General features: G+C 45.9%; 17 protein-coding genes and 2 pseudogenes. 11 read left to right on the top strand and 8 right to left on the bottom strand.

The window, feature by feature from the left end:
• Position 1: 1 nt before the first annotated feature.
• Positions 2 to 2,323, bottom strand: a complete 2,322-nt coding sequence (locus K6V26_RS16095) for a TonB-dependent receptor (RefSeq protein ID WP_224263290.1) — start codon at positions 2,321 to 2,323, stop codon at positions 2 to 4.
• A gap of 664 nt (positions 2,324 to 2,987) precedes the next feature.
• On the opposite strand from K6V26_RS16095, the gene K6V26_RS16100 reads away from it, so the two are divergent.
• The 11 genes and pseudogenes from K6V26_RS16100 to K6V26_RS16150 all read left to right on the top strand — a co-directional run bounded on the left by K6V26_RS16100 (position 2,988) and on the right by K6V26_RS16150 (position 16,360).
• On the top strand, positions 2,988 to 3,575 hold the full coding sequence (locus tag K6V26_RS16100) for a DUF3575 domain-containing protein (RefSeq protein WP_224263291.1): 588 nt from the start codon (positions 2,988 to 2,990) through the stop codon (positions 3,573 to 3,575).
• A 36-nt stretch (positions 3,576 to 3,611) separates the two neighbouring features.
• Positions 3,612 to 5,219, top strand: a pseudogene (locus K6V26_RS16105) (Mfa1 family fimbria major subunit).
• Between the two features lie 24 nt (positions 5,220 to 5,243).
• Positions 5,244 to 6,242, top strand: coding sequence for a FimB/Mfa2 family fimbrial subunit (locus K6V26_RS16110; protein ID WP_224263292.1), 999 nt, complete (start codon positions 5,244 to 5,246; stop codon positions 6,240 to 6,242).
• A gap of 10 nt (positions 6,243 to 6,252) precedes the next feature.
• Complete coding sequence (locus tag K6V26_RS16115; protein WP_224263293.1) at positions 6,253 to 8,715, top strand: fimbrial protein; 2,463 nt, start codon at positions 6,253 to 6,255, stop codon at positions 8,713 to 8,715.
• Between the two features lie 6 nt (positions 8,716 to 8,721).
• The gene (locus tag K6V26_RS16120) at positions 8,722 to 11,022 is read left to right on the top strand and encodes a DUF4906 domain-containing protein (RefSeq protein ID WP_224263294.1); all 2,301 of its coding nucleotides are present in this window, start codon (positions 8,722 to 8,724) and stop codon (positions 11,020 to 11,022) included.
• Between the two features lie 34 nt (positions 11,023 to 11,056).
• Positions 11,057 to 11,836, top strand: coding sequence for a DUF1566 domain-containing protein (locus tag K6V26_RS16125; protein ID WP_224263295.1), 780 nt, complete (start codon positions 11,057 to 11,059; stop codon positions 11,834 to 11,836).
• A 295-nt stretch (positions 11,837 to 12,131) separates the two neighbouring features.
• Entirely contained in the window at positions 12,132 to 12,599 is a 468-nt protein-coding gene (locus K6V26_RS16130) for an HU family DNA-binding protein (protein WP_224263296.1), read from the top strand.
• 140 nt (positions 12,600 to 12,739) lie between these two features.
• Positions 12,740 to 13,024, top strand: a complete 285-nt coding sequence (locus K6V26_RS16135; RefSeq protein ID WP_048314835.1) for an HU family DNA-binding protein — start codon at positions 12,740 to 12,742, stop codon at positions 13,022 to 13,024.
• Between the two features lie 160 nt (positions 13,025 to 13,184).
• Positions 13,185 to 14,339, top strand: a pseudogene (locus K6V26_RS16140) (ATP-binding protein); the annotation flags it as partial.
• A gap of 105 nt (positions 14,340 to 14,444) precedes the next feature.
• On the top strand, positions 14,445 to 15,734 hold the full coding sequence (locus K6V26_RS16145) for an AAA family ATPase (protein ID WP_224263297.1): 1,290 nt from the start codon (positions 14,445 to 14,447) through the stop codon (positions 15,732 to 15,734).
• 26 nt (positions 15,735 to 15,760) lie between these two features.
• Positions 15,761 to 16,360, top strand: coding sequence for a hypothetical protein (locus tag K6V26_RS16150; protein WP_224263298.1), 600 nt, complete (start codon positions 15,761 to 15,763; stop codon positions 16,358 to 16,360).
• Here K6V26_RS16150 and K6V26_RS16155 read toward each other — a convergent pair.
• From K6V26_RS16155 to K6V26_RS16185, 7 genes are all read right to left on the bottom strand, one after another.
• Positions 16,355 to 16,939, bottom strand: coding sequence for a response regulator transcription factor (locus K6V26_RS16155; protein ID WP_046145191.1), 585 nt, complete (start codon positions 16,937 to 16,939; stop codon positions 16,355 to 16,357). The genes K6V26_RS16150 and K6V26_RS16155 overlap by 6 nt on opposite strands.
• Positions 16,940 to 16,948: 9 nt before the next feature.
• Entirely contained in the window at positions 16,949 to 17,638 is a 690-nt protein-coding gene (locus K6V26_RS16160; protein WP_224265850.1) for a helix-turn-helix transcriptional regulator, read from the bottom strand.
• Between the two features lie 24 nt (positions 17,639 to 17,662).
• On the bottom strand, positions 17,663 to 18,604 hold the full coding sequence (locus tag K6V26_RS16165; protein WP_048314836.1) for a sugar phosphate isomerase/epimerase family protein: 942 nt from the start codon (positions 18,602 to 18,604) through the stop codon (positions 17,663 to 17,665).
• A gap of 4 nt (positions 18,605 to 18,608) precedes the next feature.
• On the bottom strand, positions 18,609 to 19,997 hold the full coding sequence (locus K6V26_RS16170; RefSeq protein ID WP_224263299.1) for a Gfo/Idh/MocA family oxidoreductase: 1,389 nt from the start codon (positions 19,995 to 19,997) through the stop codon (positions 18,609 to 18,611).
• Positions 19,998 to 20,044: 47 nt separating this feature from the next.
• Complete coding sequence (locus K6V26_RS16175; RefSeq protein ID WP_224263300.1) at positions 20,045 to 21,628, bottom strand: SUMF1/EgtB/PvdO family nonheme iron enzyme; 1,584 nt, start codon at positions 21,626 to 21,628, stop codon at positions 20,045 to 20,047.
• Between the two features lie 158 nt (positions 21,629 to 21,786).
• The gene (locus K6V26_RS16180) at positions 21,787 to 24,885 is read right to left on the bottom strand and encodes a glycoside hydrolase family 2 TIM barrel-domain containing protein (protein ID WP_224263301.1); all 3,099 of its coding nucleotides are present in this window, start codon (positions 24,883 to 24,885) and stop codon (positions 21,787 to 21,789) included.
• A gap of 30 nt (positions 24,886 to 24,915) precedes the next feature.
• The gene (locus K6V26_RS16185) at positions 24,916 to 26,082 is read right to left on the bottom strand and encodes a Gfo/Idh/MocA family protein (protein ID WP_195585192.1); all 1,167 of its coding nucleotides are present in this window, start codon (positions 26,080 to 26,082) and stop codon (positions 24,916 to 24,918) included.
• Positions 26,083 to 26,146 lie beyond the last annotated feature (64 nt).

Genomic DNA, 26,146 nt, shown 5'->3' on the forward strand with positions numbered 1-26,146 from the left:
ATTAAAACGTCACAGCCACTTCCGCCCCGATCTGGAAGGGTTTGCCTTTTTGTATAAATGAATTATCGAATGATTCGAAATAAAACGCCTGGTAGTCAGTGTCAGTCATATTGCGGCTCCATACATTCAGGTTGACGATCCCCTTACGCACTCCCACTTTGCCATTCAACACACCGTAAAAGTCCTGACTGATATCGTTCTTTTCGGTCCAGAAGATCTTCCCGGCTCCGGCATACTGGACGGAAGCAGTAAACTGGTCGAACCAACTGTTCCGCAACAATTTGGTATAGTTCAATCCCAGACTGACGGTGTGGCGGGGAGTGTACGGGATGAAGTTATCCTTATAATTTATCTCCGTTTCGTTTTTATCCAACGTCTTATAATCGCGGAAGGTAGCACGGGTGAAACCATAATTCAAATCAGCCGTCAGGCCCTCGGCAATACGGCTGCGAAGGCTTACCTCCACCCCATAACTGTCGGCCTTGCCTCCATTGGTGATCATGCGCCCGCTTCCCCCTTTGGCAAATGTCGTCAACTGGATATCCTGAATATCCATATAAAAAAGTGTCAGTTCGGCATGCAGGCGGTCCTTGATCAATTCGCTGCGGATGCCCATTTCATAATTCCAGCTGTGCTCCGGTTTATAGGCAGCCACTTCTTCCACCTCTGCCGGCTTCTTTGCTTCGCTTGGCATAAACTTCGACATCAGGTCATACCGGGCATACTCCTGCACCAGGTCACCAAACATCTGCACATTGTAGCCTCCCGTCTTATACCCTTTGGCAACCGATACATACGTAAACGTACCCGGCGAACATTGATACCTCACAGACACCTTAGGCAACACCTGCAAAAAGTCCTGCGATGTTTTCCCCTCCAATCTTGTCTCGACAGGCAGAACACCCATAGGACGTCCTCCCATCGACACACCTATCTTCATACTATCTACCGAAGAGTCGTAATTCAGCTTTGCCTTTTCATAATCCAGCCGGATACCAGCCGTTACAGACAGTCCGTCCGTAAATAAGTTGTTATAAGTGGACTGGTGGAAGACAGCAAAACCGAATGTAGGCGTTTCAAAATATCCGGGGAAATAAATCCGGTTCTTATCATCACCGTATACGGTCAATTGCGGAGCCTTGGGGTTACCGGCCACGATCTCATCAAAGGCTTTCTGCAAGACATCTTTCAGACCATCCTCCTTAAACATCACCGGGCCATCTGTTTTCAGGCTATTATAAAAGCCGTATGCACCGAAGCTCCATTGATAATTCTTCTGGTGATTCGACCGGATCGCCACCTCTTCACTCCAGGCATATTGCTTTTGTTTCTGGTTCAGTGTGAAAATAGACTTCTCCGTATAATCCTGGTCCATCTTCATATCGTCTTTCAGATACTGGTAGGCGGTGGTAGAGGACAGCAGGAATTTATCCGTTTTCCACTCATAATAAATACTGTTATTCAGCATCCGCCGCCAATAGGTGCTGGGATCATTTATACGTACAGGCTCCACCTTTCCTGTCTCCGTGTTATATTGTCCGTAAGGGAAGGCGCCCTGGTCAACATAATCATAATTGAATGCATATTGCAGTTTCATTGCCGGATTGATCAGCCAATCCAGTTTAAAACGTCCGCCGGCAGACTTCTCCTTATCTGCCTTCGTATCGGAATATTCGTTCATGAAAAAACCGTCATTCCTGTCGTAGTAACCGCTAAGGGAAATACCTACGTGCTCGCTCAATTTTCGATAATGGGACGCTTTGATCTTGGAGGCTCCATAGTTACCTGTCGACATGGAGAACTTCGTTCCCTGATAATTGAAGGGTGACAATGTATAAATATTCACAATCCCTCCCATCGCATTACGCCCGTACAAAGTACCCTGCGGACCACGCAGCACCTCCATGCGCTGTATATCGTTCAATTCAAAATCAAAGGTACTCTTATCCAGGTACGGCACATTATCGACATAAAGTCCGATCGACTGTCCGCTGCTTCGTGCACCGATACCGCGGATATAGATAGCCGAAGTCATCTTGGAGCCGTAATCCGGCATATACAGGTTAGGAACAAACGAACTGATATCTTTCAACGCATCGATCTGACGTCCTGATATCGCTTGGGGGGAAAGGATGGAAACAGAGCCGGGCAATAACCGTAAGTCATTCGTTTCCTTTGTAGAAGATGTTATAATGACCTCATCAATATTATACGTCTTGATGGTGTCATTTTCATTTACATTCACATTTACTTCATCAGCCATCAACGGTTGTAATCCAGAGACAGCCCCTGCAATCAGAACAAACAAGTAGCGTTGTTTCATCGTATTTTCACTATTAGTATATTACGATTGCAAAGGAACAGGAAAGAAACAAGGCGGTCAATCACTAGATGTAGTGATTTTAACAAAATACAGACAGAGTTCATAAGTTTTATGTCGGACTTTCTCCTATCGGGAAATCGGCTAAAACCGGGTGAATTTAACCGGAATGTCTAAAAAGAGCTGAAAAAGGCATTTTATTACAATAGAATATATGTACGCATGTACGTTATTATGTACCCAATTTATAGAAGTAATGTGTTTGAAGGATAAAAATAGCAGTTCATTATTTGATAAACAATGTATGATGGTTATTTTAGGTATGACTAATTTAAACGATCCTTTTTTCTCGCCACAAAATTACTAATAAGTTTCATAAAAGCAACTAAAATCAAAGAAATAACTTGTAAATATATATTGTTTATTATCAGTTGAATATGAATTTAAGTTGAAATATTGTGATTTAAAATTACAAACTAATTTGCCTTCAAAACAGTGGCGAGAAAAAAGGATCGTTTAAACTCGTCATTTAACATATGGCAACAATTAGACACCTTCCTCAGAAAGAATTATTAGAAACACTATTATTAATATAATATTCATTTTGGCGTCGACTAATCACTTCCATAGTTATAGGAAAGGGCAGTATCATACAGGCAATCATTTTATGGGCATGAGATATGTACTGATACTGTTATTGGCTTTCTTTTTGAGCACACTAACCTGTGTTGCCCAGAAAGTGACGGCAAAAACGAATCTGTTCTATGGCTCCTACTCCCGTACTCCGAATCTGGGAGTGGAAGTGTGGCTCTCTTCGCGCAGCACGCTAGACCTGAGCGGTGGCTATAACTGGTTCACCTCCGGCAAATCCGCAACCAATAAGAAACTGGTTCATTGGCTGGGTATGGCCGAATACCGGTACTGGACTTGCGAAAAGTTCAACGGTCATTTCTTCGGAGTGCATGCCCTGGGAGGACAATACAATATTGCAGGGCACGAATTGCCACTTCTGTTCGGGAAACATTCCAAACAATATCGTTTTGAAGGCTGGGGTGCCGGGGCGGGTGTTTCGTATGGTTATCAATATATCATCAGTAACCGATGGAGTGCGGAAGCGACCATAGGCGTAGGATATGCGCGGTTACATTACGATAAGTTCCGGTGTGAGACCTGCGGAGACAAAATCGGTACGGAAAACCGCAATTACTGGGGGCCTACCAAAGTAGGGATATCAATCATGTATTTTTTCAAGTAATCAGAGAAATAATTCAAAATAAAAATAGACACTAATATGAAAGCAAAGAGTTTATTGTTAACCGTTCTGGCCGCCGCCCTGTTTACCGGCTGTTCGGATAGTGAGGGAGATTCTCCGGACCCATCAATGATAGGAAGGGCCTTCCTGTCGTTGTCGCTGCAAAGCACTACGGGACCTTCGACGAGAGCAACTGGCAGCATTGAAGAAAAGCCGGGGAGTGCAGAAGAAAGTAAGGCAGGAGATGTAAAGGTCTTATTGTTTGATGAGCACGATCTTTGCCTGGGGGTAGTAACTGTCACAGATGCGAAGATTGGTAACAGTGATGGCGTAAGCAATAATAATCCTCCGGCCGAAGCAACTGAAGCGATAGCGGTTCCGCCAAAGACAGCAAAGGTGTTTGTCGTGATCAACCCTTATACTACCGGTTGGGATTTCACAGAAGATAAAGTGAAAAACAAGACATGGGATGAGATTAATACGACTCTTACTGATGCGAAGGCAGAGAATGTAGCGACAGACGATCATTTTATGATGGTCAGTGAAGGAGACAAAACTACTGCTGATAAAGGGGCATTGACCGATGTTACAACGAACGTAAAAATACCGGATGATTACACTACAGAGAAAATCGAAGCAGCGAAAACAGCGGCAAAAGGTTCTCCGGCTGTGGTCAATGTAGACCGTCTTGCCAGCAAGGTCACTGTCACTAAAGCGGCAGACTTTACAATAGCACCGACAGGCGCTAAATTCACATTTCAGGGTTGGGAGTTGAGTGTAACCAATAAGAGTGTACGGCTTTATTCCGACCTGGTGGATTATGATAATAAAACGACTGGTGCCGTATACCGTAAGGACAAGAATTACTTGGAGAACGAACAGCCCAAAAATCCAACTGAACTGCGGGCTGCTTTTGATTATCTGAAGAACATAGATAATACATCGGAGGACATACCGGAAGTAACGAGAGCAAGCGAAGCAAGTGCTTACTGCCTTGAAAACACGATGGAAGCAAAAGCTCAGAAATTAGGCTTCACCACCAAAGTGGTTGTCAAAGCAAAATATACACCTAAAGATATTACAGAAAATACAAGCTATTTCTCCTATGCCGGGAAATTCTATACGTTGGACGCCCTCAAGACGGCATATAACAATACAACCAGTGGCGGTCTGAAAACAGACCTGCCGAAGTTTCTCCATAAAGCCAAACTTATGGAGGATGGTGTATTTAACGGGACTGACGAGGCAAAAAGCAATGCTGTTGCCGCTCTCACAGCAGACCAATTCACAGAGAAGACCGGCATCATCGGTCGTTATTGCGCTGTCCGTTATTATCATGAATCCGTTTGCTATTATGACGTCCTGATCCGCCATGACAAAAACGTCGAACAAAAGATGGCATTGGGCCGCTGAGGTGTAGTGCGTAACAACTGGTATTCCATCGAACTCAAAAGCGTAACCGGCCCCGGCACACCGTGGATACCGGACCCGTCCGATCCCGACCCGACAGATCCGGATAACCCTAAACCGGACCCCGAAAATCCAACCGGTCCGGATATCGATGACGACGAGAACGATGCTTACTTATCCGTCAAGATAACAATCAACCCCTGGACTTTCTGGACACAGGAGGCAAACCTGCATTAATCGTCAGCCGGTTCAGCTCATAGCATGCGTATATTCAGCCACATAGGGAAGTTTGTGATGTCCCTTGCCGTCATGATGGCGGCAGGGATGGGCGGTTGTGATGTCCTTCACGACGACCTGAGCGAGTGCGACCTGTACCTTCGGTTCCGGTATGACTATAACCTGGCTCGCGAAGACTGGTTTGCCGACCAAGTGGGAGCGGTCAAGGTCTTTCTGTTCAGTGCCGAAGGGAAATATATCCGGACACTCACGGAAAGCGGTGCCGCATTGAAGAAGCCGGGGTACCGCATGCCGATCCCTTATAAGCTGAAAGGCAGCACCGCCGTGGTGTGGGCAGGAAAGACCGAACGGTTCTATTCGCTTCCGACCCTCGCGGCAGGCGATCCGATAGAGAAACTGGCTTTGAAGTATGAACCCAAGGAGAATGTCAGCAACAACCATCTCGATGCGCTCTGGCATAGCGGTCCGTTACCGCTTTTTACGGAAGGGTACACCGGCGATACGGAAACCGCCAGCCTGGTACGCAACACGAACGACGTAACGGTCGGCATCTCCCGTGGGAATACCCCGCTCGACATGTCCGCCTTCGACATCGTGATCAAAAGTGCCGACGGCGCATACAATTATAAAAATGAGCCATCGGACGAAACCCGCCTGATCACCTACTGTCCCTGCCCCGAAGAGGAGACCCCGGAGAGCGGGAACGCTCCGGATGCCGGGGAAGCATCGTTGCCATCCGAAGTCCGGTTGCATACTCTCCGGTTTGTCAAAGGAGAAGACATCACCTTCTCCATCACGGAGAAGTCTACCGGAAAGGCCATCGACATAGGAGGCGGCACACAGCTCGACCTGATCGGATACCTGCTCCGGAGCAAACCGGAGGGAATGGGCGACCAGGAATACCTCGACCGGCGGTATCTGTGGGACATCCGTATCCGTCTGGGCGAGGGAGGCGATGCGTATCTGGCGCTGTGCATAACGATCAACAACTGGGTATATTGGTTCTATCCGACAGACCTCTGATTAATAAACGATGATACTACTTAAAACGACATATACGGCAACCGTCTTTTTCCTGTACGTGCTTCTGCTGCTCCCATCCTGTTCGAACGAAACGGAGATCGGAGGGCATCACTACACCGGCGAAAAGGTCGCGCTGAACATACAGATGGAGACACGTGATGCCACCGACCCGGACTTGGAGATCACCGGAGTCAGGGCAATCGTGTTTAACGGTGACGGGGAACTGGTATTTAATGGCGCACCAGACCCCGTCGCCAACTCCACGGATGGTTCTCGTGTTATCAAAGTCAAGGCAGCGCGCGGAATCAACCATGTGTATATCTTCTGTAATGAGACGACAGAGTTGACAGGGAAACTGGATGGCATCGCAACACAAAGCGATATCGAAGATATCACCTTCAACGCCGTCGGCATCACGGGGACACCTCCCATGTACGGAAAAGTGGAGAACGCTTTTATCGAGGCCCGCAGCGACGGTTCACAGGCCACAGTCACGGTCGGCGGCACCAAATTGACGGAGCTTCCGGTCAAAGTAACCCGTATGGTGGCACGTCTCGGTTTTACGGCCATCAAGAACGTGGACGGTACGAAAGAGGAAGACTTCAAAGTGACGAAAGTCAGTATTCGGGTATGCCGCATGCCAAAGTCTACAACGGTTGGCGAAGATCAGCCATATACGGCAGATGCATGGTCGGACGAACTCCTGATCGGGCAAACCGGCGAACTCGACAACAACGGAACATACACCGTCGACAAATCTGCCGATCCCTGGACTTATACCGTCCCCGACGGCATACACTCGATCACCCTCCCGGAGACCTATATTCCGGAACATATCCTGTCGAACAGGGCGGATGCTTCACGTGCCACCTACCTGAAGATAGAAGCCGAATGCCAACTGAAGAACGGGAGCACACAGGTGCTGCGAAGCATCTATCTGCTGAATATCGGTGAAGGGGTTTCGCCTGACTATAATCTGAAACGAAACAACTCATACCATATATATGCTACCATTACAGGATTAGGCGCCCTGGGCATCTATGCCGAAATTGTAGAGATGGAGGAGCACGATATCACGATCAACTGGAAACCGATCGACGGCCTGGTGATTGTCAGCGACAAGTCGGCCGACTTTGACTTTGACAACGATACCTCAAAGAACGTCAATGTCTGGGACGACTACAGCGTCTACTCGGGCATCCTGAAAACCTACCATTCCGAAACGGGTTATAAGGACGTCGTGTTCAAATACGGCAGCCTGATCGCTGTGCAAACCAAGAGAAAATCCACTACAGGCACAGCTTTTGAACCGCCTGTAAGTGGTAGTGACCTGAAAGATATCCTATGGTATCCGGGATCATACACCACGGTAGCGAATATCTCTGATTGGGCCGGTATCCCTTACCTGCAATCGGGTGATATCCCTGCGGATAACAGTGAGGATGAGGTTAAAAAGGCTTTGGGTGATCCCTGCAAACTGGTCGGCCTTTCAGAAGTGCAGATCAGGGACAACAAGATTGTAGACAACCTGCAATGGCACATGGCAACCGCCGAGCAATATCAGATATTGATCAATACATGCGACAATGAAGCGAATGCTGACGGATATCCCTCTTTCCACTGGTTATTGCAGCCTCATGCCACCTATCGCAGCACGAACGGGGAAGTGGCGGGTGACCTTGCTTCGGGCCATTACTGGACAACATCATACGGTAAAGCATTCAACTTCAGCGGAGGCACGCCGACAGCCGCCATTGAGAATGCAGATACACAGAACGGCTATACGATCCGGTGTGTACGTAATACCATCCCGGCTAGTTCAATGAAAGTAGTAAGAATCATTTCAGTCGAATATAAAGGCGGAACCCCTTCCTTCGAGATCGAATCGAATGTCCCTTACTGGACGGCCACGCTGATAACCGGGGAGGGGGCGGGAACTGCCATCGATTTCGATCAGTTCTCGTTCAAAAAGGATGAAGGACAAGTTCATACCACCCACGGAAGCTACTCACAACAGACCTTTGCTTACCTTCCGCGCTGGGAGAATCAGAGCGGGCGGACTTTCAAGGTTAAGGTAGAAGGAACCGGTCTCGACGGAGAGACCGTCAGCACAATAACGACCATTTCCCAGAGCGGCTATACATACAAAGGAAAGCTCGCTTTTGACAAGGCTATCGATCCGGTGCCACAGGCCGGAGGCGACTATACGGTTACTGTCACCCTTACTCCTGAAGACATCGATCCGCCTGCCGGGAAATTATGGCTTTACGTATCCTATCTGGGTGTGTTACAAACACAAAGTGAGGAAGTGGCCATCAGCTCTGGGGAACATAACTATTCGGTGCCGCTAACAATCAACCCGAACAACTTCCCCGATATGATCGGCATTAAAGTCATTCTTATATTGAAACGGGAAGGTATGGGAGACGTGCAACTCGCCATCAGAGACTTACAACAGAAAGGAACTAATTAATAAAATATGAAAAGGTGGATAGTATATACGAGTTGTTTCCTGGCTGCATGCCTGATACTGGCATTGCCGAGCGGCTGCACGGACGAAAGCCTCGTCAAACCGGGTAACCGGACAGGAAAGACCGTCATGGTCAGCCTGCAAGTCAGCCTGCCGCCTGCCATCGATCCCACCGCCGGGACGAAACAAGCAGCGCAGGCTTCACGAAGCGGGCGATCCGGGCAAAGCATACAAACACAGCAAGGAAATAATGCCGACGCCGCGTTTATGGTATATCTCGAACAAGCGCAACCGGAAACAAATACCAAAGCATCCGACGGCACGACAGAACTACATAACCTGTGGCTCTTCCAGTTCAATGCCGACGGCTCCATCAACGGCGAACCGCAAAAACTGAGCGATGCTACAACAGCGGTCAACGATAGGGCGACATTGGAAGTTCCCCTGGTGGTCGCTACCGACCAGACACTCTACCTGCTGGTGCTGGGGCCTAAACTGGACCGGGATTTCAGTGGCGTGACAACACTTGAAGAGCTGGAAAAGAATAGCTTCGATTATCTGACCAGTGAAGGAGGAAGCGACAAATCGCTGATCACTTCCGATGTCGATGTGCCTTTCGCCGGCAAAGTGACAGGCGTCACTGTCAGCGACATCGATTCGGGCAAGCACGGACTGGTAGAATACAATACGCCCGAAGGGTTTACCGGGGCAATCGAGATACGCAGACTGATGGCACGTATCACGCTGCATTATAAATTCGATGTTGACAACTACCGGTTGCAGGGATTGAAGCTACTCAATGTCAGCAAGACCATCCGCCTCACCAATCCGGATGTAAACGACGAGAAAGTCAACGCCTACGGAACATTGGAAAGCGTGCTGGAAGGAGAACCCGCCGCCGATGGCTTCCGGACGCAGACCTGGTATGTGGCACAAAACCGCCGGGGCACCGTCGGCACCATCATCTCCGAAGACAAACGGTATTACAAGGTGGACGGAACAGTCGAATCGGGGCAAGCCCCGCCACTCGGCACCCAGATAGAGGCATGGGCCTATTCCACAGAGTCGGCGGATAAATATGCCATCTACCAGATGTATGTGGGCAACAATAATACGGATAATTTCGATGTGACCCCCAACCATTTCTACAACCTGCGCACCTCTATCAATGCAGAGATCGAATCGGCCAAGAACGACGAACGCATCAGGGCGTATACCGCCGAACAAAGCATTAATTTCCGTGCCAGCGCTATCACAAGCGGAACCAAGGGTAAGTATGATGTGCCCGATGTCAAATACGACCTCGACGCTCATTGCGACACACGCCCCATCAATATAAAGGCACACGGGCGTATCATTACCGTCGGGGTATATACGGATAAGGGGGCTACTATCCAGGCTTCAGAAGCTACCAGCTGGCTCCGCCTTTCCTCCTCGTCCAACTATACGGATGCATATAACAATAGAAAGGAACCCCTGAGCACGCTCATGACGACAAAGACTGTCCTTCCGACAGAAGTAAGGCTCTACCTTTACAGCAATGAATATACGTATCTGGACGATGGCGTCACCCTTCCCGACACGGGTACGGACGGCAAGGGAGGTAAACGCTCATTGTACATCAAAATAACCACCGCCACCGAAGGCGAAGAAGGAAAGCCGGTGGAGGCTACCACCATCTACCGCATGGACCAGCGTCCGGCAATCTACTGCGGACGTTTCGGAGGAGAGAAGGAAAACGGGGTTTATAAGATGGGACTTTTGTGTGAACAGATAAGAGAAAATATCTCCCCATATTCAGAGAATAAGGAGCAACAGAAAAAAGCCCAATATCCCGGTTATTATCGCGTAAACACGGCTGATGACTATGGAACGGCGAACCTGGATAACGGGAAAGCCGTTACCCGGGAACTGTCTGAAAACCCTAAAAACCTGGAGATGAATAATAGTATATCTGCTTATGTTCCTGCATTGCAAAAGGATGCGTCTGGAAATATTTTATTGTATCAATACCAATATGGCTACACCATTGCAGCAAGGGCTTGTTATGATTTAAACCGCGATGAGAATGGAAACGGATTAATCGATGAAAACGAACTCATTTGGTATCTTCCCGCATCCAACCAGTTGATAGGAATTTATGTCGGCAATTATATCGACAATGTCAAGTCCTCAATAGGCGTTTCGACAACTGAAAGATCGGGTACCCCACCTTATTATTTCACCCGGTTATCTTCAAACGCAATAACGGTTGAACCGAAAACTACGACTACTGGCAAACTCTGCGTCCGGGATATACCTCTTCCCTAAAAATAGAGGGTAGTAATCAATATAAAACAGGAATATGAATACAATCAAATTTACGGTCGTTGCAGCTTTCGTATTTCTTCTTTTTCCATTGCGGGGAAAGGGACAGCGAGTAGAAATATATACCGACCAAAGAAGTAACACGTATGCCGCCATCAACTTGGTAGATATGCCTCGTAACGTGGAAGACAGGAATGCAAATGATAGTTTTTATACAGAGGTTCAATTATTTGAAACAGACGAAACGACTCCCGTGACAGGCACAGATGGCGGAAATGTCTATGTAAAACGGATAACACGACACTATACGAATGGTACGAATATTCAGGACCCCGACAAAAATCTTTCCCGCCGTTTTATCCTCTCGTCGCAATTGATAAGTAGTGATGGTACAACTCCCAGCACGGTTGGTGCCGTCACTTGGGCACAGGCAAACGGTTATCTGAGTACTGCAAACTCGCAACGTTTTATTGATCCTCCTACAGCCTCTGCTGCTATGACGGGATGCTCGGCATATCAAGGAAAAGACGGACAGGATACAAAGGGGACATGGCGGGTGCCTACGCATCGCGAAGGCGCTATCATCATCGCTTTTCAGAAGGAGCTCGAAGCGACAAGAGACGAAACGGGATTTGTCACTTTTTCCAGATTTTCAACTACTACCACCCAGTATTGGCTGGCAACAGAGTTTTATGGCAGTACAGATGCATGGTATATGAGCTTTGCCACTGTTGCAACGGACAATTCTTTAAACAGTAAATCAAAAAACACCTATTATTATTATCTCCGGTGCATCCGTGACATAGAAGTAGAATGAAATAAACAAAGGAAAGGTCATCCTTCATCTGAACCAGATCCAAACACGACACGCTAAGCCGGAGATGGCGCGGGAACTCCGGCACGAAGAATCAACCTGATACTTTCTGCATCCGCATGAATGTCTGTTTCGAAGGAACGAAGACCACCTATTTGATAGAGGTTAACGACCTACTTGGTAAGCGACGTCGACCTACTTGGTAGAGGATGCCTACCTACTAGGTAGACAGTGTCGACCTACTTGGTAGCCATCCGGCAGGCAGAAAGGGAAAGGTAAACTTAAAAGAAGTACAGTTATGGCCTTTTTTAAGCGATTTTTTAAGAAGATGAGCAACAAGTGGTACCCACAGTCGGTCACCGTAGGCAAGCCGGTAATGACGAAAGAAGTAGCCGACCGCCTAGCGCAGATCTCCACCGTTAGCCGTTCCGACGTCTACGCCGTCCTGATGGACCTGGCAGGCGTGCTGGCCGACTATATGGCACAGGGACGCAGCGTGAAGATAGATGGTCTGGGTACTTTCTACTACACCCTTACCGCAGCCGGGCAGGGCGTGGAAACGGCCGACAAGGTGAGTGCCTCGCAAATCACCGGTGTACGTGTCCGTTTCATTCCCGAAGCGACCAGGATGGGTGGTAGCAAGTCGATGAACCGTACGCTCATCAGCGACAACATCTTCTGGATGGAGTTGAACGACGCTCCCGAAACGGCTCCCGAAGAAGGTGGCGGCAGCAGTGGTGGCGGAGACCGCCCGGAGATCGAGTGATCTTTCTCTGACCGGATGAAAAGAGTGTTGCAAAGTAACCGCCCTCTCCTGTCGGGACGGGAGGTACTTTTGCAACACTTTCGCATGAGCAAAAACTGTAAGGAGACATAGTATAATAGAAGGAAACATAGCATAATAGTATGAATAGAACAGATGTAATAACTGAATTAGCCGCGAAGCTGGGCGTTACCTCCTGCCAGTCGCGGCAATTTTTGGATGCTTTAGAGGAAGTCTTGACAGAAGCGCTGGAGGAGGATAAGGCGATCCAGTTCCAGGGTTTCGGCACTTTCGTCCCCTGGAAACAGACGGAGCGACCGGGCCGTAACCCGCATAACGGTGTTCCCTGCCTCATCGCTCCCCGCGTGAGTGTCAAATTCAAACCCGGAAAGTTTTTGCTGAACACCCTGAACGGGCGAAAAAAGTAGGAATACGTGATAATAGAAACAGGCGATCTATATCAGGTCGCCTGCTATATATATTAATGCATAGTAATTACAATGCTTGTATCTCGGATTCGGTGAAAAGGCATATTATTAAGAATATTTCTCTACCTTTGTGAAAGTATCATTTTCAATCAGGTAAATTATGGCACAGCTTTATCCCATAGGTATACAGAACTTCGAGAAAATCAGAAAAGAGGGTTTTCTTTATATTGATAAAACGGAATTGATCTACCAATTGGTCAAGACTGGCAGTTATTACTTCCTGAGCCGCCCGCGCCGTTTTGGAAAGAGTTTGCTGCTTTCTACGCTTGAAGCCTATTTCATGGGGAAGAAAGAATTGTTTGAAGGGTTGGCTATCGAAAAGCTGGAAAAGGATTGGATACAGTACCCGGTTATTCATCTTGATCTGAATGCCAAGAAGTTCGATACGGAAGAAGATCTGATACGGTTGGTCGACCGGCAACTGTTGATCTATGAAGCAAAATATGGTTCCAGCCCTGCCGACCAAACGATTGACGACCGTTTTTTCACCTTGATCCGACTGGCTTACGAGAAAACCGGACAGCGTGTTGTCATCCTGATAGACGAATATGACAAACCGATGCTGCAAACATTGGATAATGAGATGTTACAACAGGAATATCGTAATACGTTGAAGGCTTTCTACGGGGTGATGAAGAGTATGGACGGATATATCAAGTTTGCATTCCTGACAGGGGTGACCAAGTTCGGGAAAGTAAGCGTGTTCAGCGATCTGAATAATCTGGATGATATCTCGATGAGAAAACCTTTTGTTTCCATCTGTGGTATCACCGATGATGAACTGCAAAAGTATTTTGATTCTGATATAGAGGAATTATCGGCTTCACTTCATTTAAGCCGCGAAGAGACTTGCGCGGAATTGAAAGAGTGTTACGACGGCTATCATTTCGTGCCCGACAGTCCGGGAATATATAATCCGTTCAGTCTGTTAAATACATTCAAGTATATGCAATTCGGAAGTTACTGGTTTGAAACAGGTACACCGACATATTTGGTTATGCTGCTTAAACGCTCCAACTACAATCTCTACAACATGGCTCATACGGAGACTGATGCGGATGTGTTGAACAGTATCGACTCGACTTCCATGAGTCCGATACCGGTTATCTATCAGAGCGGATATCTGACTATCAAAGGATACGATCGCGAATTTGGTATTTATCAGCTCGGATTTCCAAACCGTGAAGTTGAAGAAGGGTTTATGAAATTCCTTCTGCCTTTTTATGCCAATACAAATAAGATACCCGCAAACTATTCAAAATAGGCGTAAACTTCAGTAACAAAACACGGAATATAGAGACGTGGAAGGTGGTGGAAGGATGAGAATATTTTGTAAGTTTGCAGTAAATACATACGATCTATGAAAGTAGAATTAAAGAATATCAATAAGATCAGGAATGCCTCTATTGAGTTGAACAGCCTCACCGTTATTGCCGGAGCAAATGACTCCGGAAAAAGTACGGTAGGAAAAGTCTTGTTTTCTACGATAAAAGCGTTGATAAGCGGACTGAATGATAGTGAAGAGCAGAAAGATGCAACAATACAAGAAAGAACAAGTTCATTAAGAAAACGTCTTAACTCATTTCGCTTAAAAGACGAAAAATATGTACAACAAAAGGAGCTTTTTCCTTATGGATTCGGATTTGGTATACGAAAAACTTCCGACTTAAAGTCATTTTTCTCAAAAAGGGAAGAGTGGATAAACGCTTTAGATATCATCCCCCGACAAAAGATGTTGGCTTTAAAAGATCTGAATACAATAAAAGACCTATTCATGGAAAATTCAAACTTTTCTTCCAGAGTAAAAGCTGAATTTCAATCTTATGTAGAGTCTGAATTCCTAAATAACATTTGTTCCTATAATACAAACGGATCACATATCAAATATTTTCTTGATAATGGTTCTGCAAATATAGAAATTTCGACCAATGAGGTAATAAATGTAACCTGTAAAATACCTTCAGATGCAATACTTAATGATATAACGTATGTAGAATCTCCTTTATATATACATTTATTAGATGTATTACTTGAAACAACTACATACCGTGAAATAGAGAAGAGTCAAAGATCTTCTTTGTTCGCATTCCCTATGGTTGCAACCCACATCAAAGACATCGCCAAAAAACTAGCATATAGCAGCAAATATATGCATGTTAAAAGACAGCGCAATAACTTTTTTGATATAAAAGCGATAACCGGAGGCCACTTCGCATATGATAGAGAAACAAGGAACCTTCTTTGGAAAACTGATTCCCTTTCACTGGAACCAATAAATGTTGCTTCCGGCATCAAAAGTTTCGGGATGATCCAGTTATTGCTGGAAGCTGATATGATCAATGAAAATAAAATGTTAATTTGGGATGAACCTGAAAACCATCTACATCCCAAATGGCAAATTGAATTTGCTCATTTGCTTGTTAACCTGGCAAAAGCAGGTATCCCCGTCGTAGTAAGTTCACACAGTCCTTATTTTATACAAGGTATACGTTATTTCTCCCGAAAAGAGCAGATTGACAAATACGTTAATTATTATCTGGCAGAAGAAACGGAAGATGGTTTGGCTGATATTAATGAAGTAACAAACGATCTGAACAAGGTATTTACTAAACTGGCTGAGCCATTGAATGAAATTATGAATCTGGAATAACTCGATAACTTAAACCAAACACTAGTATGACAGCCAAAGAATTATACGATTCAATTATCTCTCAAAAAATATCGACTGAAACCTGCATTTGCCGGCTTCATCATCCTTGTTCAGCAACATCAATATGCGGTCAAAACAGTCAAATCACAGTTATTGATTTCGACGGAGTAAAAGATACGATCGATAAACAAAAAAAGCGAGAGTCTTATTCATCTGTCGATGCTTTAACTTACAAGCAAAACAATTTGTTGTTTGTTGAGATCAAAGGCTGGAAAGAGTTTATCAGTCACAATACGAAAATATCAAACACCAAAATACAAAAACAAGTTGACAGGTTCGATCTAAAGAAAAAGCTATTAGATAGTATCTCCATTTGCTGTGATCTGACTAACGATCCGGATTTCCTAATTGATAAACCATCCATTTACGTAATTGTAACAGACATCGATCCTACCCGAAATGGACTTGGAACTTTGGCTATGAACCTGAATGTGCTGGCAAATACTACCTCTCAATGGGAATTAGTTTGTATACAACTAATGAACGAATGTATCGCCGGCATTTCTGAAATGAAAACTCATTATCTGTATTGCGAAGATTTTGACAATTACTATCAAGGATTATAACTCAATATCATCCCCCGAAATAATCCCGTTCATGATGGCATAGAATGTTAAACCGGAGACGGTCTTGATGCCTAGTTTGGCGGTGATATTCTTGCGGTGAGTCAGGACGGTGTTCAGGCTGATATTCAGTTTGTCGGCAATCTCCTTATTCGTGATGCCTTTGACGATCAGTTGGAGGACGTCGGTCTCGCGGGAAGAAAGGTCTTTGCTGTTTTCACCGACTGTGTAAGCGGAACTGTCGCTGGTAAACAATTGCTGCAATTGCTCGATGATAATCTCCTGCGATGCCTTGATGGTTATATGGTTGGTGGTAGAAATACCGCCAGTACCCTCTCCCCCATCGATCAGTACCGTGGTTTTGCTACGGCGGGGAAGGAAAAAGTCGGCGTTCAGCACCATGATGTCCGGAGAGGTAAAATAATAATCGAACGCATCGTTGCCACCTGCCGCATTAAAAATCTCGAACGCAGGGAAATAGCAGACCTCGACCGGAGGAAAGTAGTCGGTCAGCAAACTCTGAAGACCTATACTTTGTAGAGTGTCGGGTAAGATAATCGCTATTTGTTTGTTCCGGTGCATCGACAGGGGTTATTTACATAATTTCTCCATGGCAGAGACCATCGGAGTCAGGATACGGTAACGGATACGGTTATGCTGCTTGATGTCTTTTTCAAGGCTGCTGATCCCAAAAATCACGGCATAACACAGATTCTCGTTGTAATCGCCGGAAAGATGCTTGATCATGATGCCTTTCAGGTCGGACAACAACGCTTCTATAGCATCTTCCGAACGCTGCTCGTTGCCCAGATGGAGTGCCTCTTTTTCATCGGAATTACAACACCCTTTTATCTTTTCACTCAACGCCAGACAGTAAGGGAACCATTCCTTATCATCATGTTCGATGCGTGCCGTAAGCTCTTCCTTGAAAGAGGAGAAGAATTTGCCGATCAGGTTCAACGTATTGTTTCCCGGCGTGCTCATAGAGATGAAAGAAGTTAGGTGCCGCTCTATGTTCGGCAACTGATAACGCAGATAGTAAAGATTGGTCTTGGTCAGGTAATCGATAATCTGTGTCGTATGGAATGTCTGTAACTTCCTTTCCGGGAAGTATTCCTCGTTCAGGAACGTGTTGATTACAGTCAGCAGGAAATCCGTATCCAGCTGATATTCGTCACAGATCGTCTTCACCGATTTATCGCCCAACCCGAGGCGGATACCGAACCGGTTAATTACAGGAATGAGTGAGGGATGTTCTTCCACCACCTCACTCATTTGCATATTTGGATATACTAAAGGCATAATTTATGCTTCTTCCCATTGTTTGCGCAAGAGTTCTACCGCGGCAGGGACAACGATGTTACGATCGCCCTGGCATCCGCATTCGAAACTTACGTATTTGTCATAACCCAGCATCTTCAGGCCCTTGAAGCCGTCTACGTAGTTATCTGCTTCTCCGTCTTCACCCGGCATGCTGCGACGTTTGCGGCTTGCCACGTGTACGTGTTGCAAATAGTCTCCACCCGAGATAAAGGCTCCCATATCGGACGTTTCTTCCCAGGTCATATGCCAGAAGTCACCCATGCAACGTACTCCCGGATTGTTGATATCCCGGCATACGGAAGCGGCGTCGGCCACCTGGCGCATATAGAAACATTCTTTACGGTTCAAAGGTTCAAAGATCACGGTCGTTCCGTTCTGAGCGGCATGGTTTCCCATTTCGGTGAATTGCTCGCACAGGAAGTCGCGGGTTTCCTGATTATGAGGAAGCGCCGGTACCTGCCCGTTGAAAGCCGGAACGATGATAACACCTGTCGATCCCAGTTCGCCAGCTGCGGTGATAATCTCTTTCATCGTATCCATACATTTCTGACGGATAGCCGGATCAGTAGAGAGGATAAAACCTTCAAACCCTGCACAAATGGCACTGACTTTGATATCACGACCGCTCAGGGCTTCTTTGATTTCCTTTACACGGTCTTTCAGTCCGCGGCCCCCCGGTTCAAAACCGACAACTCCCAGCTTTTCCATATAGTCCAGCTTCTGGTTCAGGTTTTCACCCGGAGCGATGCCTTCCTGGAAAGAGAGGTTCAGTTTCGCCTTGGTGTTGCAGCAAGACTTCGTTTCCGGACATTTCTCATCCGAAGAAGCCTTCGATGCACAAGATGCCAACGTGCCGGTACTAACGGCTGCTACCGCAGCACCGGACAAAGTTGTTCTTAAAAAGTTTCTTCTGTTTAATGTCATATCTTTATTTATTTTGATCACGAGGTTTTCCCGGAACCGGTACAGTAAATGTACTCATATCCATCTTACCCAGATTCAGGTCTTTCGGAGTATAATCCAGCGGAGAAGCGGTCATAGCATCCCAGGTTGTCTCAGCACCGGAATAAGCCGATTCACGTCCCATAATAGCTGCCATATTCGAAATAGCTGTTTCGGAAGCCTGCTGAAGCTGTTTGTTACCACGGATACTGTTGATCCAGTTTACATGTTCCAATGTATACGGGTCGGTCTGTTTGAAGTTTGCTTTTTCTGCTTCATAATCATACTTCCATATCACATTACCGGCAAGGTCTTTAATCTCCATCGTAGAGCTGTCCCATGAACCTTTGGTTCCCTGAATAAATTCACTTACATTACTAACGCAACCATCTATCTGGCGGCACATACTGTGCATATGAATACCGTTCTCCATGGTAAAGTCGATACTGAAGTTATCATACTGGTCACCTGTAACACGACGATGACGAGAACCGAAACCTACAGCCTTAACCGGTTTCAAACCGCTGAACCAGGTAAACACATCGATGTTGTGTACATGCTGTTCAACAATATGATCACCCGACAGCCATTTCCAGTTCACCCAGTCCTTGATCATGTATTCGCAATCATTCCATTCTTTCTGACGTTCACGGAACCACAACATACTTTGATTCCAGTAAACAGTACCACCTGTAATCTCTCCGATCATTCCTTCCATGATCTTTTTATAAGATTCTACATAAGGACGCTGGTGGTGACGTTGCGTTCCGGTAATCACACGCAAATTCTTCGCTTCCGCCTGTTTGGCTGTAGCCATGATCGTACGATAACCAACCGGATCCACGCAGATCGGTTTTTCAAGGAATGAATGTTTCCCTTTTTCTGTTGCATACTGGAAATGTACCGGACGGAACACGGGAGGAGTTGCAATGATCACAACATCCACGCCACTGTCTATTACTTGTTTATATGCATCCAGACCTACAAAGCGTTTGTCGGCAGGAATATCTATATTCTTATCTTTTTTCAGCTTACCGGCCAGTTCGTCAACTCTTTCCTGGAAAGTATCACCCAACGCAACAATAGTCACGCCATTTGCTGCATTCAGGAAGTTGAAAGCGGCGCCGGAACCACGTCCGCCGCAACCGATAACACCGGCTTTCAGTTCCTGACCGTCGGTTGCCAGATCCGGCAATTCCGGAATATAATAAGTACCCGGTTCTTTCAACGGTTTCAAAGCAGCGGCCTTTTCTCCTCCGCCGCATGAAGTCAGAACCACACTTGCTGCACTACCTGTACCGATTGCACCCAGTGCACCGGCCATCGCTGAACTTTTTAAAAATGATCTTCTACTGATACTGTTTTCCTTTTTCATGATATAGCAAATTTAAAGAATTGATATAATTTTTACACTAGTCTACTTTATTGAATGGATGAATCCGGCTCGCACACCACACGGAAGCCTATGCCACGTATGTCTGAGTACCACCAGATACTTTTAGGTTGCTGCGGGTCGGTCTTTAACCACGCTTCATGTTTGGTATAGTCGCGGGCTGCCGAACGAAGGTCTGCCGCGTCAGAAGTATAATTACCTCCGCGCACTACCCATTCCGTTCCTTCGGTTACCAACGGATTCGTAACAGACTCGCCTCCCTTGCTATAGGCTTCGGGATCATACTTATCTGCACAATATTCCATGACATTACCCAACATATTCTTTAATCCGAACGGATTGGCTTTCACCAGTTCCGGTTCCTGTGTCTTATTCTTACTGTTCTTGCTGTAAATGACGAACGAACTGATACTGTCGGTTTTTGCATCGAAGAACTTACGCCAGAATCCCTGGTCGGAGAAGTCTTTCGGGCTGCCGCTGAAGAAGTAAGGAGTTTCCATACCTCCGCGGGCTGCATATTCCCATTCGGCTTCGGTCGGCAGACGGTATTTCTTGCCGGTCTTCTTCGATAACCACTGGCAGAATGTTTCAGCTGCATAATGTGTCATTGTGATAGCCGGACGATCGCCGCCACCCCATCCCTGGTCGGGGAATCCGAACGGAGGTGTCGGACCGGAAATAGCATCCACATCCGGATTGCTGTTATTCGCATAAACTGTTTCAGGAGGAGTACGTCCCTCGCTCATTGTATTTCCATAGAACGACCAATACTGGTCCCAGGTAACTTCCACCTCAGCCATAAAGAACGGGCTGACCGTTACGTTGCGTACAGGTGCTTCATCCGGTTTATGGAACGGTTCCTTGCTGGTGCTACCCATTTTGAACGTACCACCCGGCACAGCAACCATTTTGAAAGACACCGGTGTTCCGGGTATCTGTTCTACATAATCGGCAAAACTTGTTACCTGTGCAGGTTCCTTGAAATAAAGGCTTGTATCGACCGCCGAAGATCCGGAAGCCATGCCAGGAATACCAGTCAACTTGGAATGGTTGTAGTTGGGATTATAATGCCCGGCATCCAGGTGACAACTGATACACTGCAAGTCCAGTTTCTTTTCATTTTCATCATAATAAAGGTGTGCTGTAATACCGTCGTTCGTAATTCCTTCCGGAAACAAATTCTGGTGGCATTCTTTACATGATTCATTCGGGATATATTTAACGGCATGATCTAGTTCTGACTTCACATCCCAGTCGAAGTCGGCACTGTCTTTGGTCATAAAAGACCAGACATCTTTTAAGCCCAGTTTTGCTTTTGCCGTATAATGGTTCCAGGTATCGTTTTTAGGCGGGAGGTGGCAGTCCACGCAATGCACTTTCACCCCGCTCCCGTTATTTACGTGCTTGGATAGTTTCCAGCTGCCTTCCACATGCGGATGCACATGACACATCATACAGGATTCGTCACTGGAAAAATAAACGGAAGTATTATAAGCCAGAATCATTACCCCGGCACCAAAAATTACGCCCAAAAGAAGCATAAAGGTCTTTCCTTTAAAAAAATTCTTCTTCAGGCCTGATGAGTATCGATTAGAATTCTTGTTAGTAGCCATCTGTTTTTATGGTATTCAATATTTACACTTAGTCTGAGAATTAGATTTAAAAATCGGCAATAAAAGTAGCATTTTCCTTAATATAAAGAAAGCATAACCCGCCTATTTAACGTAATAAGTAAGCAGATTATGCTTTTTTTAATTATTTTCAGTATCCCTTAAAGATTTGACTGTACCGGCGTCATAATGAAAGTAAATTCATAATCACCGTAAGGCAAACGATATTGCTCCAAAGGCAATGCGCCCCAGCTGTTCACACAGCCCAGTCCCATCTGTACCTTGTCGATACAAAGGTTGGTATAATCCACTTTCGGGACTAATTCTGAATGTCTCTGGTCTTTCTGTACACCGTCGTCCAGTGATTCGATCGAGTAGTTCAATGCAGAAGCAGAGAAAGGAGCCTCGGCAACAAACATCAGACCGTTGCCACCCTTGTTTGTCTGTTTCCACCAGCGGATATCCGTTTTTGTACCGGTTTCCTGCGGACGGATATAAGAATAGAATTGTTCATCCACTGTCTGGCAGAATTTACCCAGATCGGTCACATTGTTACGGTCTGAATAGTTTTCCCACGGACCACGACCATAATATTTGATCAATGCCATTTCTTTCGGCATCTGCATCTGCATACCGAAACGGAACATATCCGATACTTTAGCCGACTTGTCGGCAATCATCTTCTGTGTTACTTTTACGGCACCTTCATTATTAATGGTATAAGAAACGGACAACTTAGCCGATACGGCTTCCATTGTATATTCAGCATTTACTACCGCCTGACCGTTTTCCATCTTATTTGTCAAAGAGGTCAGTTTCAGTCCCGGCTTTTTCCATGCTGCATATCTATTCTGCAAACCGGCTCCCATATCGTTATCGGTCGGGGCACGCCAGAAGTTTGGAGTCAGCTTACCGCCTTCATCGATCAAAGCCTGGCCTTTTACATCATACTTGCAAAGGAAACCGTCATGTTTATTGAACTCGATACGGAAGTTTTCACCTGTAACGATCAGATAGTTGTAATCGTTTTCTGTAATTACCGGGGTTACCGTGGCAACATTTACTTTTTCAACATTTGCCAGTTTCAATTCCGGAGCCTTATACGGGCGGACAACCAACTGGTTTTTAGCAACTGTATATCCCGCCGGAAGCATTGTTTCCGCTTTTTTCAGTTTGAATGCGACATTCAACAGCAATTCCTTGCATTTGCAGATTCCGTCCGTAGTATAGTTCAACTTTACAGATTTGGTCTGCTGCGGAGCCACTTCCAGATCTTTGACCATGCCTGTCTGAACTACTTCGCCATCAGCCAGCAATTCCCATTCTGCGTAATAACCGCTCAAATCACGGAAGAAGTTTTCGTTATAAACATTCACGACACCGCTTGCCAGGTCCGAAGGAGTTACCCAGATCGACTGGTAAATATGTCCGACCTCATGCATATGAGGATTAGGCTTACGGTCCGGACTGATCAAACCATTATCCAGGAAGTTATTATCAGATGCATCGTAGCGGTTAAAGTCGCCACCGTATCCATAATATTCCACACCTTCCTTATTTTTCATACGCAATGACTGATCCACAAAGTCCCAGATGAAACCACCCTGATATTTCGGATATTTACGGACAAGATCCCAGTATTCTTTGAATCCACCCTGTGAATTACCCATTGCATGCGCATACTCGCACTGGATAAGCGGTTTGTCGACATTACTATTACAATAGTCTTCGCATCCTTTATACCCCAGATACATCGGGCAATAGATATCGGTAAATTCATTCTTTCCTGCCTGCTCATACTGAACGGCACGACTCTTATCTTCATTTTTGATCCAGGTGTAACATGCTTCAAAGTTCGGTCCGAAACCGGCTTCATTACCCAATGACCAGAAAATAATAGACGGATGGTTGAAACCACGTTGTACATTACGCTGGTTACGTTCCATATGTGCTTTTGCATACGCCGGATTCTTAGCCAGGGTTTGTTCGCCATACCCCATACCGTGAGATTCCACATTTGCCTCGGCTACGACATAAATACCGTATTCGTCACACAGATCATACCACAGGTTTGCATCCGGATAGTGACAGGTACGAACCGCATTAAGGTTGTATTCCTTCATCACCTTGATGTCCTGCAACATGCGTTCACGGGAAACCACATATCCGCCGTCCGGATCCATTTCATGACGGTCTGCTCCCTTAAACAGTACCGGCTGCCCGTTTACCAGGATCTGGCTGTTTTTCAGTTCAATCTTACGGAAACCAACTTTCACCGGGATAACTTCCAGTTCTTTATTGCCTTCTTTCAACGTAGCGACCAGGGTATACAGGTTAGGCGTTTCAGCCGTCCATTTCAACGGATTGGAAACAGCGATATCCGCAGACACTTTGCCTGAGCCTTTCAGCGTAGTTGTTGCAACAGAATTACCTTGTTTATCCAACAATTTCACATCCACAACGCCACTACCTTTCAGGTTAACGCTTACATTTAATGTGGCATCCTTATACTGTGCATCCAGATCCGGAGTTACGCGGATATCCTGGATATATTTAGGATTACGGGTATACAGATAACAATCACGTCCGACACCGCACAGACGCAGAAAATCCTGGTCTTCCAGATACGTACCGTCGCACCAACGGAATGTCTGGAATGCGATCAGGTTCTTGCCGGGTTTCAGGTATTTGGTCAGATTGAATTCCGCTTCGAGTTTGCTGTCTTCACTATATCCTACATACTGCCCGTTTACCCAAAGATACATATTGGATGTTACCGAACCGAAATGAGCAAATATTTCTTTTCCTTTCCAGTCTGCCGGAATAACGATTTCTCTACGGTATGAACCGACATGGTTATTTTCTACCGGCACTTCCGGCGGATTATTCTTGAACTGATTTCTCCAGGCATATCCTACATTCACATAAATAGGATCACCGAAACCATTCAATTCCCAGATGCCGGGAACGGGCATATTCGCCCAACCTTTATCATTAAATCCTACCTGATAAAAATCTGTCGGACGGGCATCGGCATCCTTCACCCAGTTAAATTTCCAGGTTCCGTTCAAAGTCATAAAATTGACTGACGATTCTTTGCATCCCTTCAACGCCGCATCCTCTGTTTCAAACGCAAAGTAGTTGGTATGCATCGGGGCACGGTTAACTTCATTTACGTTCGGATCTTTCCACTCATTTTTTTGAGCAAATGCTGTCACTCCCAGCAAGGAACAACAGCAAGCTAACATTTTTAATTTCATTCCTATAATTGATTTACTAATGTGCGATCATCAATCTACCCACTTCTGCCACTTTACATTTTCATTGTATCCAGCTTCCACCATCGTTTCAATGAACTGCATGCCTCTTACGCCGTCATAAACAGTCGGGAAGTCCAGACATTCCTCACATGGCTTTTCTCCTTTCTTGATACTCATAACGGTATGGGCAAAGTTCCTGTAAATATTGGCAAATGCTTCGATGAAACCTTCCGGATGGCCACCCGGAGTGCGGGTATTCATTTTGGCCATATCACCGATAAAGCCGTTATTTCCCATACGGATCACTTCTGTAGGTTTATTCGACCATTTAGCATATAAAGTATTCGGTTCCTGCTGCTGCCATTCCAGACCGCCCTTATCTCCGTAAATACGGATCCGGATATTGTTTTCTTCTCCGACAGCGACCTGCGATGCGGTTAAAGTTCCGACCACACCGTTCTCATAACGAAGGAATGCTGCGCCATCATCATCGATCGGACGTCCGGGCACAAAAGCATTCAGGTCGGCACAAACTTCCAGCACTTTCAAACCGGTTATATATTCACTCAGATGCCAGGCATGCGTACCGATATCTCCGATACAACCGGCTTTTCCGGAGCGTTTCGGGTCTGTACGCCATCCGGCGTTATTTCCACCCTGTAGTTCGATCCGATCGGAAAGCCATCCCTGGAGATATTCCACATAAACACGGCGGAGTGTTCCCAGTTCACCTCTGGCGATACGTTCTTTGGCTTCTTTTACTGCCGGATAGGCAGAATATACATGAGTCAGAGCCAGGATCAGTCCTGTTTCTTCCACTTTCTTCTGAAGTTGTTTGGCTTCTTCCAGCGAAAAGGTCATCGGTTTGTCCACTACAACATGGAATCCTCTTTCCAAAGCCATCATAGCCGGTTCGAAATGCCAGCGGTTAGGTGTCACGATAGTCACAAAATCCATCCGTTCACCTTCCGGCAACGTCATTTCATGCTCGAACATTTCCTGATAAGTACTGTAAATTCGGTCTTCCGGCAAGAAATAAGACAGACCGGAACTCTTAGAAATTTCAGGGTCTACGCTGAAACATCCGCATACCAGTTCGATCTGATTGTCCATAAAAGCCGCGCGACGATGGATTGCACCGATAAAGGCGTCACTTCCACCGCCTACCATGCCCATTCTTAATTTTCTGTTTTTCATGATAATACTATTTTTACAATTACGAATTGAGACCCTAAAGATAGGATTTATTTCGTTATATAGA

This window comes from Parabacteroides goldsteinii (assembly GCF_020091425.1).
Taxonomy (GTDB): Bacteria; Bacteroidota; Bacteroidia; order Bacteroidales; family Tannerellaceae; genus Parabacteroides; species Parabacteroides goldsteinii.

Coding starts and splice junctions, on each gene's coding strand:
- K6V26_RS16095 (WP_224263290.1), bottom strand. CDS start 2,323: ATGAAACAACGCTACTTGTTTGTTCTGATTGCAGGGGCTGTCTCTGGA.
- K6V26_RS16100 (WP_224263291.1), top strand. CDS start 2,988: ATGGGCATGAGATATGTACTGATACTGTTATTGGCTTTCTTTTTGAGC.
- K6V26_RS16110 (WP_224263292.1), top strand. CDS start 5,244: ATGCGTATATTCAGCCACATAGGGAAGTTTGTGATGTCCCTTGCCGTC.
- K6V26_RS16115 (WP_224263293.1), top strand. CDS start 6,253: ATGATACTACTTAAAACGACATATACGGCAACCGTCTTTTTCCTGTAC.
- K6V26_RS16120 (WP_224263294.1), top strand. CDS start 8,722: ATGAAAAGGTGGATAGTATATACGAGTTGTTTCCTGGCTGCATGCCTG.
- K6V26_RS16125 (WP_224263295.1), top strand. CDS start 11,057: ATGAATACAATCAAATTTACGGTCGTTGCAGCTTTCGTATTTCTTCTT.
- K6V26_RS16130 (WP_224263296.1), top strand. CDS start 12,132: ATGGCCTTTTTTAAGCGATTTTTTAAGAAGATGAGCAACAAGTGGTAC.
- K6V26_RS16135 (WP_048314835.1), top strand. CDS start 12,740: ATGAATAGAACAGATGTAATAACTGAATTAGCCGCGAAGCTGGGCGTT.
- K6V26_RS16145 (WP_224263297.1), top strand. CDS start 14,445: ATGAAAGTAGAATTAAAGAATATCAATAAGATCAGGAATGCCTCTATT.
- K6V26_RS16150 (WP_224263298.1), top strand. CDS start 15,761: ATGACAGCCAAAGAATTATACGATTCAATTATCTCTCAAAAAATATCG.
- K6V26_RS16155 (WP_046145191.1), bottom strand. CDS start 16,939: ATGCACCGGAACAAACAAATAGCGATTATCTTACCCGACACTCTACAA.
- K6V26_RS16160 (WP_224265850.1), bottom strand. CDS start 17,638: ATGCAAATGAGTGAGGTGGTGGAAGAACATCCCTCACTCATTCCTGTA.
- K6V26_RS16165 (WP_048314836.1), bottom strand. CDS start 18,604: ATGACATTAAACAGAAGAAACTTTTTAAGAACAACTTTGTCCGGTGCT.
- K6V26_RS16170 (WP_224263299.1), bottom strand. CDS start 19,997: ATGAAAAAGGAAAACAGTATCAGTAGAAGATCATTTTTAAAAAGTTCA.
- K6V26_RS16175 (WP_224263300.1), bottom strand. CDS start 21,628: ATGGCTACTAACAAGAATTCTAATCGATACTCATCAGGCCTGAAGAAG.
- K6V26_RS16180 (WP_224263301.1), bottom strand. CDS start 24,885: ATGAAATTAAAAATGTTAGCTTGCTGTTGTTCCTTGCTGGGAGTGACA.
- K6V26_RS16185 (WP_195585192.1), bottom strand. CDS start 26,082: ATGAAAAACAGAAAATTAAGAATGGGCATGGTAGGCGGTGGAAGTGAC.